Origin of the sequence: Asaia sp. SF2.1 (genome assembly GCF_000505765.1) — a bacterium.
Lineage (GTDB): Bacteria > Pseudomonadota > Alphaproteobacteria > Acetobacterales > Acetobacteraceae > Asaia > Asaia bogorensis.
In genome coordinates, this window is record NZ_AYXS01000007.1 from 2,318 (window position 1) to 7,790 (window position 5,473).

Below are 5,473 nucleotides of genomic sequence, written 5' to 3' on the forward strand. Positions count from 1 at the left end.
GCCCCCATACGCAACGAGATATCGACCCCCTCGGCCACGAGATCGATCATCCGGTCATCAAGCAGAATATCCACATCGAGCAGCGGATGAGCATCGAGAAACGCTGGTAGCCGCGGTATGATGTGCAATCGTGCAAATGTTGTCGCCGCCGATACACGCAAACGCCCGGACAGACCGCTCCCCGCACCACGCGCGGCCAGCTCCGCTTCGTCGGCTTCCTGAAGCGCATTGCGTGCGCGTTCATAATATGCCTGCCCCGCTTCGGTGGGTGTAAGGCCATGAGTGGAGCGTATGAGCAGGCTGACCTGTAGCCTCGCTTCCAGCTGTGCCACGATTTTCGACACAGCAGGCTGACCAACATGAAGCTGCCGTGCCGCTGCTGAGAATGAACCCGTTTCGACCACACGCACGAACGTGGTCATCGCCTGATATCGGTCCATTCTATTCCTCCCGGGAATGACGCTTATCGCATCGAGCCATCTGCCATGCCCAGTGAAACAGAGGCAAATCAGGCCTGCAACCCGGTCAGCACCGGGGAAGGATAAAGCAGGCTGCAAGATGATCGTTCATTTCACCAACGCCGTATCAACACGACCGGTGTCGCATTTCATCTCGGTCTATCAGCTCACGGGTGACCTGCCACAAGCCATGGTCGCTGCCCTTCTCCCAGCGCTCTCCGCTCTCCTTGCAAAACCTGATGGAGGAACCGCTCATGATTGAGGTCTACGCTTTCGCGACGCCCAACAGCGTCAAGGTCACCATCGCGCTGGAAGAGCTCGATCTCGCCTATGCGCTACGCGGCATCAATATCCGGCAAGGCGAACAGGGTACCACGACCTTTACGACGCTTAATCCCAACCAGAAGGTTCCCGTACTGGTTGATCACGACGCGAGGGATGAGAACCTCGTCCTCACAGAGTCTGCAGCCATACTCGTGTACCTGGCTGAAAAAACCGGCTGCCTCCTCCCTGCAACCGGGGCCGAACGGGCGCGCGTTTTCGAGCAGCTTTTCTTTCACGCCTCTGCCCTGAGCCCCGCCTTCGGCCAATCGGGTTTCTTTCAGCGTTTCGCCAACGAGAAACTGCCCCTCGCGATCGAGCGCTTCGACAAAGAGGCAAAACGCGTCCTGCATGTGCTCGACACCCTGCTGGCGCACCGGGATTTCGTGGCAGGCGATCATTTTACTATCGCCGATATTGCCCATTTCGGTTGGCTCTGGCGGCGCAGTTTTCCCGGCCTCACCCTCGATGACACCCCTCATATCGCCCGCTGGTACGAGCGGATTGCGGCCAGACCTGGCGTTCAGCGCGGTATCGCCCGGGTTGAGACGCTCGCCGCCCAAAACTGATCCTTTTCTGATCGCTCCGAGGTTATTCCCATGAACAAACTTTTTACGCCCTTCGATGCCGGGGCGCTGTCGCTCGGCCACAGAATCGTCATGGCACCCCTTACGCGCATGCGGTCGGACCATACTGGCAAGGCCAATGCCCTCATGGCGCTGTATTACAGCCAGCGCAGCTCACCCGGCGGTCTTATCATCTCAGAGGCAACACCCGTTGCGCTCGAAGGATACGGCTATGCCGGCGCGCCGGGCATCTATGACGACTCCCAGATAGACGGGTGGCGCAAGGTGACCGAAGCCGTTCATGCACGCGGTGGCAAGATTGTCATGCAGTTGTGGCACGTAGGGCGACAGTCGCATCCTGATCTGCAGCCAGGTGGTGCAGCCCCGGTCGCGCCCTCTGCAATCAGGGCAGAAGGTGACGCCTATACGCCCAGTGGCCCTGTCCCGTTTTCCATGCCGCGTGCCCTTTCGCTGGAGGAAATTCCCGCGGTGATCGAGCAGTTCAGGGAAGGTACCGCAAGGGCAAAGCAGGCAGGTTTTGATGGCGTGGAAATTCATGGCGCCAATGGCTATCTGCCAGACCAGTTCCTGCAGGACGGTACCAACCACCGCACCGATGAGTATGGTGGCCCGATCGAGAACCGCGCCCGCTTTCTGTTGGAAGTGACCTAGGCAGTCATATCCGTCTGGGGGGGCAGACCGCGTGGGTGTTCGCCTGAGCCCAAGTGGCACCTACGGCTCGATGTCAGACAGCAACCCCAAAGAAACCTTCGGTTATGTGGCGGAGCAGCTGGACAGGCTCGGCATCGCCTATCTGCATGTGGTTGAACCCCGCATCAAGGGCACGGAACTCATCGCCGAGAGCGAGCCCGTGGCCGCGCGTGATCTGCGCGAGAGATTTCGGGGCACGCTGATCGCGGCAGGTGGGTTCGACAAAAACAGTGCCGCAGCCGTGCTCGCATCCGGTGATGCCGATGCCGTCGCCTTCGGCCGGCATTTCATCAGCAATCCCGATCTGCCTGCACGCCTGCGCGGGGACCTTACTCTGACAGATTACGACCGCTCGACCTTCTACGGCGGCGATGCTCGTGGCTACACCGATTATCCATTCTTCGACGCCTCGTGAGCAGAGCAATAACCATTGCGGTTATTCCACCAAGGAATGACCGTTAGTCGCCCCTGCCATCATCCCTCCGGTACGGCGACCTCCTATCGTCAGATCCGTCACCAGATTTCGAGGAAACGAACCCATGACACTTCAGGCAAAGCTCGACGCCTTCAAGACCGATTTCGAAGCTGGAAAGCCCCCCTATAACGTTCCGCATAGCGTCATCGAAACCATGCACCGTGCCACCGCCGAGCTGGTTGCGTCCGGCGCTGCGGAAAAAGCCCTCAAAGCCGGAGACAAGGCAACCGTTTTTACGCTGAACGACCCCGAGGGTAACCCTGTCTCTTCTGCTGATCTTCTGGCCAAGGGGCCCTTGGTCATCAGCTTTTATCGCGGTGTGTGGTGCCCTTACTGCAACATGGAATTGCAGGCTCTCGAAGCGGCACTTCCCTCATTTCGTGAGCTTGGCGCCCATCTGATCGCAATCTCCCCGCAAACTGCGGTGAACAGCCGAAAATCAGTCCGCCAGAATGAACTGCAATTTCCGATCCTGTCTGACACGCATAATGACGTCGCCGCGCAGTTTGGCCTTCGCTTCACCCTGCCTGATTATCTGATTGAGCTTTACAAGAATCTCAAGAACGATCTGCCCGGTTTCAATGGTGACGACAGCTGGACGCTGCCTATGCCTGGCCGCTTCGTCATTGGTCAGGACGGCGTCATTCTCTATGCCGAGGTCAACCCGGATTATACGCGTCGCCCGGAACCTGCCGACATGCTTCCTGCCCTGCGCCACGCTACCCAGTCGGCCGACTGATCGCTCCATCCATACCGCCCCGGCTCGCGCAGGGGCGGAGTTTTTCACTGAGGATACGGAGAGAGATATGCGCTCCAATGACATGAGCAATCGCTCCACTCGCCATTTGATGGGTGACGAACAATCCGCCAAGCTCATCGCGGCATCACAGTCAGGCACTTTTGGCGCAGCCATAGCCGGGTATGCAGTTGATCATGTTTTCGAGGACATCTGGACACGTGAAGGGCTCGATCAGGCGCGTCGAAGTCTCATCACCATGACCGTCATGGTTGCGCTGCGCCAGCCCCATGAATTCGGCCTCCATATGGGTTTTGCGCTCGATCACGGTATGAAGCTGAAGGAAATAGAGGAGGCTCTGATACAGATGCTCCCTTATGTGGGCTTCCCCGCCATTTCGGGTGTCATGCCTGTCGCTGCGAAGATCATTGCTGAGCGTGGACTCGACAAAAGCGAAGAGTATGAAGGCCATCGCGGTCTGCTCTGAGCCCTCACCCAAGTACTGTACCCTGCCGGTAGAACGGGCCTCGTCTCGCGCTCCCGATGACATCCAGCCTGCGGCGTTCACGAACCTCTCTGCGCCCCTCTCGCGCTTCGTGAGTACTTCACGGCAATCTACCTTCGAAAAGGAACAGTTATGACGAAATTGCATCGAAAAACGGCCCTTGTGACCGGAGGAAGCAGCGGGCTCGGGCTTGCCATCGCAACGCGTTTCATCGCTGAAGGCGCATTTGTCTATATCACCGGTCGGCGACAGGCCGAGCTTGAGCGGGCTGTAGCGGCATTGGGCAGTCAGGCCGCCTCTATACAGGCCGATGTCAGTCTGCCCGGCGATATCGAACGCATGGTGGAAACGATACGGCGTGAACGTGGGCCTATCGATATCCTGGTCGCCAATGCCGGTATCGTTCTGCCTCAAACACTCGAACAGGCAACACAAGCCAATTACGATCGTACGTTCGATATCAACGTGAAAGGCCTGTATTTCACGATCAGCAAGGCACTTGGCCTGTTGCGGTCTGGCAGCTCAGTCATCCTTGTCTCATCCATCGCTGCCAATAAGGGTGTGCCTGGCTATGGCACATACAGCGCGAGCAAGGCTGCAATACGCAGCCTGTCCAGAACCTGGACGGCCGAACTGGTCGAACGCGGCATACGGATCAATACCCTCAGCCCCGGACCGTTCGACACACCAATCATGGACAGTCAGGCCGATACGCCGGAAGGTGCCGAAGCCGTCAAGCGTCAATGGGCTGCAGCCGTGCCCATGAAGCGATTGGGGCAGCCAGAGGAACTTGCTGCGGCCGCGCTCTTTCTGGCTTCTGATGAAAGCAGTTATGTTGCAGGCATTGACCTCATTGTCGACGGTGGTGCGGCCGCGGTCTAGGGCTCCGTGATAACCACAGGATTGCGATCACCAGTACGGTGGAGCGTCAGCAGGACCCGCCCATACTGCCAATCAGACTGACATGGTTTCGCAAGGGTGAGCTATCATGATCCGTTTTTATTTCCATCCCACGCCCAACCCGGCGAAAATCGCCCTCATGCTCGAGGAAATCGGTTTGCCCTATGAGGCCATACCGGTCGATACCCGCAAGGGTGATCAGCATGACCCGGCGTTTCTCGCGATCAACCCCAATGGCAAGGTGCCTGCCATTATCGACACCGAAGGTCCTGCGGGCCCGGCAACACGCGTGTTCGATTCCAATGCAATATTGATCTATCTTGCTGAAAAAACCGGGCAATATCTCGGGACCCCCGCGGACCGACCTGAATTGCTGTCATGGTTGATGTTTATCGCATCCGGGCTTGGGCCTTTTTCCGGTCAGGCCGTGCATTTTCAGCATGCAGCGCCCGCCGGGCTGGACTACGCCGTCAATCGGTACAGGCGCGAGGTCGAACGACATTACACAGTTCTCGACCAGCACCTCACGGACCGCCGTTACATCGTGGGCGATACTTTCACGATTGCCGATATGTCTGCCTGGGGCTGGCTGGAGCGTGCGCCCCGTGTGCTCAAGGAAGATTATCCGCTCGAGCGCTGGCCTGCACTTGCTCGCTTCATGCACGACATCAACGCCCGTCCGGCCGTGTCGCGCGTGCAGGCGCTCATGAAGAGGCACGCATTCAAGACAGATATGGACGATCAGGCACAACGGGCCCTCTTCCCATCCAATTTCCCTATCCACAATCGGGAGCAGCGCTC

Annotated in this window: 7 protein-coding genes and 1 pseudogene; 7 read left to right on the forward strand and 1 reads right to left on the reverse strand. The window is 58.4% G+C overall.

Annotation, left to right across the window (positions count from 1 at the left end; translation table 11 throughout):
* Positions 1-440 (reverse strand): LysR family transcriptional regulator (locus P792_RS38375; protein ID WP_023978014.1); only part of this gene is annotated, 440 nt, incomplete at its 3' end.
* A 118-nt stretch (positions 441-558) separates the two neighbouring features.
* Between P792_RS38375 and P792_RS37435 the strand changes: the two genes are divergently transcribed.
* From P792_RS37435 to P792_RS37440, 7 genes and pseudogenes are all read left to right on the forward strand, one after another.
* Positions 559-720: a hypothetical protein gene (locus P792_RS37435; protein ID WP_023978015.1), complete on the forward strand. Its 162-nt coding sequence runs from the start codon at positions 559-561 to the stop codon at positions 718-720.
* Complete coding sequence (locus tag P792_RS24925; RefSeq protein WP_023978016.1) at positions 713-1,348, forward strand: glutathione S-transferase family protein; 636 nt, start codon at positions 713-715, stop codon at positions 1,346-1,348. The genes P792_RS37435 and P792_RS24925 overlap by 8 nt, the downstream gene beginning before the upstream one ends.
* 30 nt (positions 1,349-1,378) lie before the next feature.
* A pseudogene (locus P792_RS24930) lies at positions 1,379-2,471 on the forward strand (alkene reductase).
* 124 nt (positions 2,472-2,595) lie between these two features.
* Positions 2,596-3,270, forward strand: coding sequence for a peroxiredoxin-like family protein (locus P792_RS24935; protein ID WP_023978019.1), 675 nt, complete (start codon positions 2,596-2,598; stop codon positions 3,268-3,270).
* Positions 3,271-3,337: 67 nt separating this feature from the next.
* Positions 3,338-3,754 (forward strand): carboxymuconolactone decarboxylase family protein, encoded by a 417-nt coding sequence (locus tag P792_RS0118245; protein WP_023978020.1) that lies wholly within the window; start codon positions 3,338-3,340, stop codon positions 3,752-3,754.
* A gap of 150 nt (positions 3,755-3,904) precedes the next feature.
* On the forward strand, positions 3,905-4,654 hold the full coding sequence (locus P792_RS24940) for an SDR family NAD(P)-dependent oxidoreductase (protein ID WP_023978021.1): 750 nt from the start codon (positions 3,905-3,907) through the stop codon (positions 4,652-4,654).
* A gap of 106 nt (positions 4,655-4,760) precedes the next feature.
* Positions 4,761-5,473: glutathione S-transferase family protein (locus P792_RS37440; RefSeq protein ID WP_023978022.1), on the forward strand; the 713-nt coding region annotated here is incomplete at its 3' end.

Coding starts and splice junctions, on each gene's coding strand:
- P792_RS0118245 (WP_023978020.1), top strand. CDS start 3,338: ATGCGCTCCAATGACATGAGCAATCGCTCCACTCGCCATTTGATGGGT.
- P792_RS24940 (WP_023978021.1), top strand. CDS start 3,905: ATGACGAAATTGCATCGAAAAACGGCCCTTGTGACCGGAGGAAGCAGC.
- P792_RS37435 (WP_023978015.1), top strand. CDS start 559: ATGATCGTTCATTTCACCAACGCCGTATCAACACGACCGGTGTCGCAT.
- P792_RS24925 (WP_023978016.1), top strand. CDS start 713: ATGATTGAGGTCTACGCTTTCGCGACGCCCAACAGCGTCAAGGTCACC.
- P792_RS24935 (WP_023978019.1), top strand. CDS start 2,596: ATGACACTTCAGGCAAAGCTCGACGCCTTCAAGACCGATTTCGAAGCT.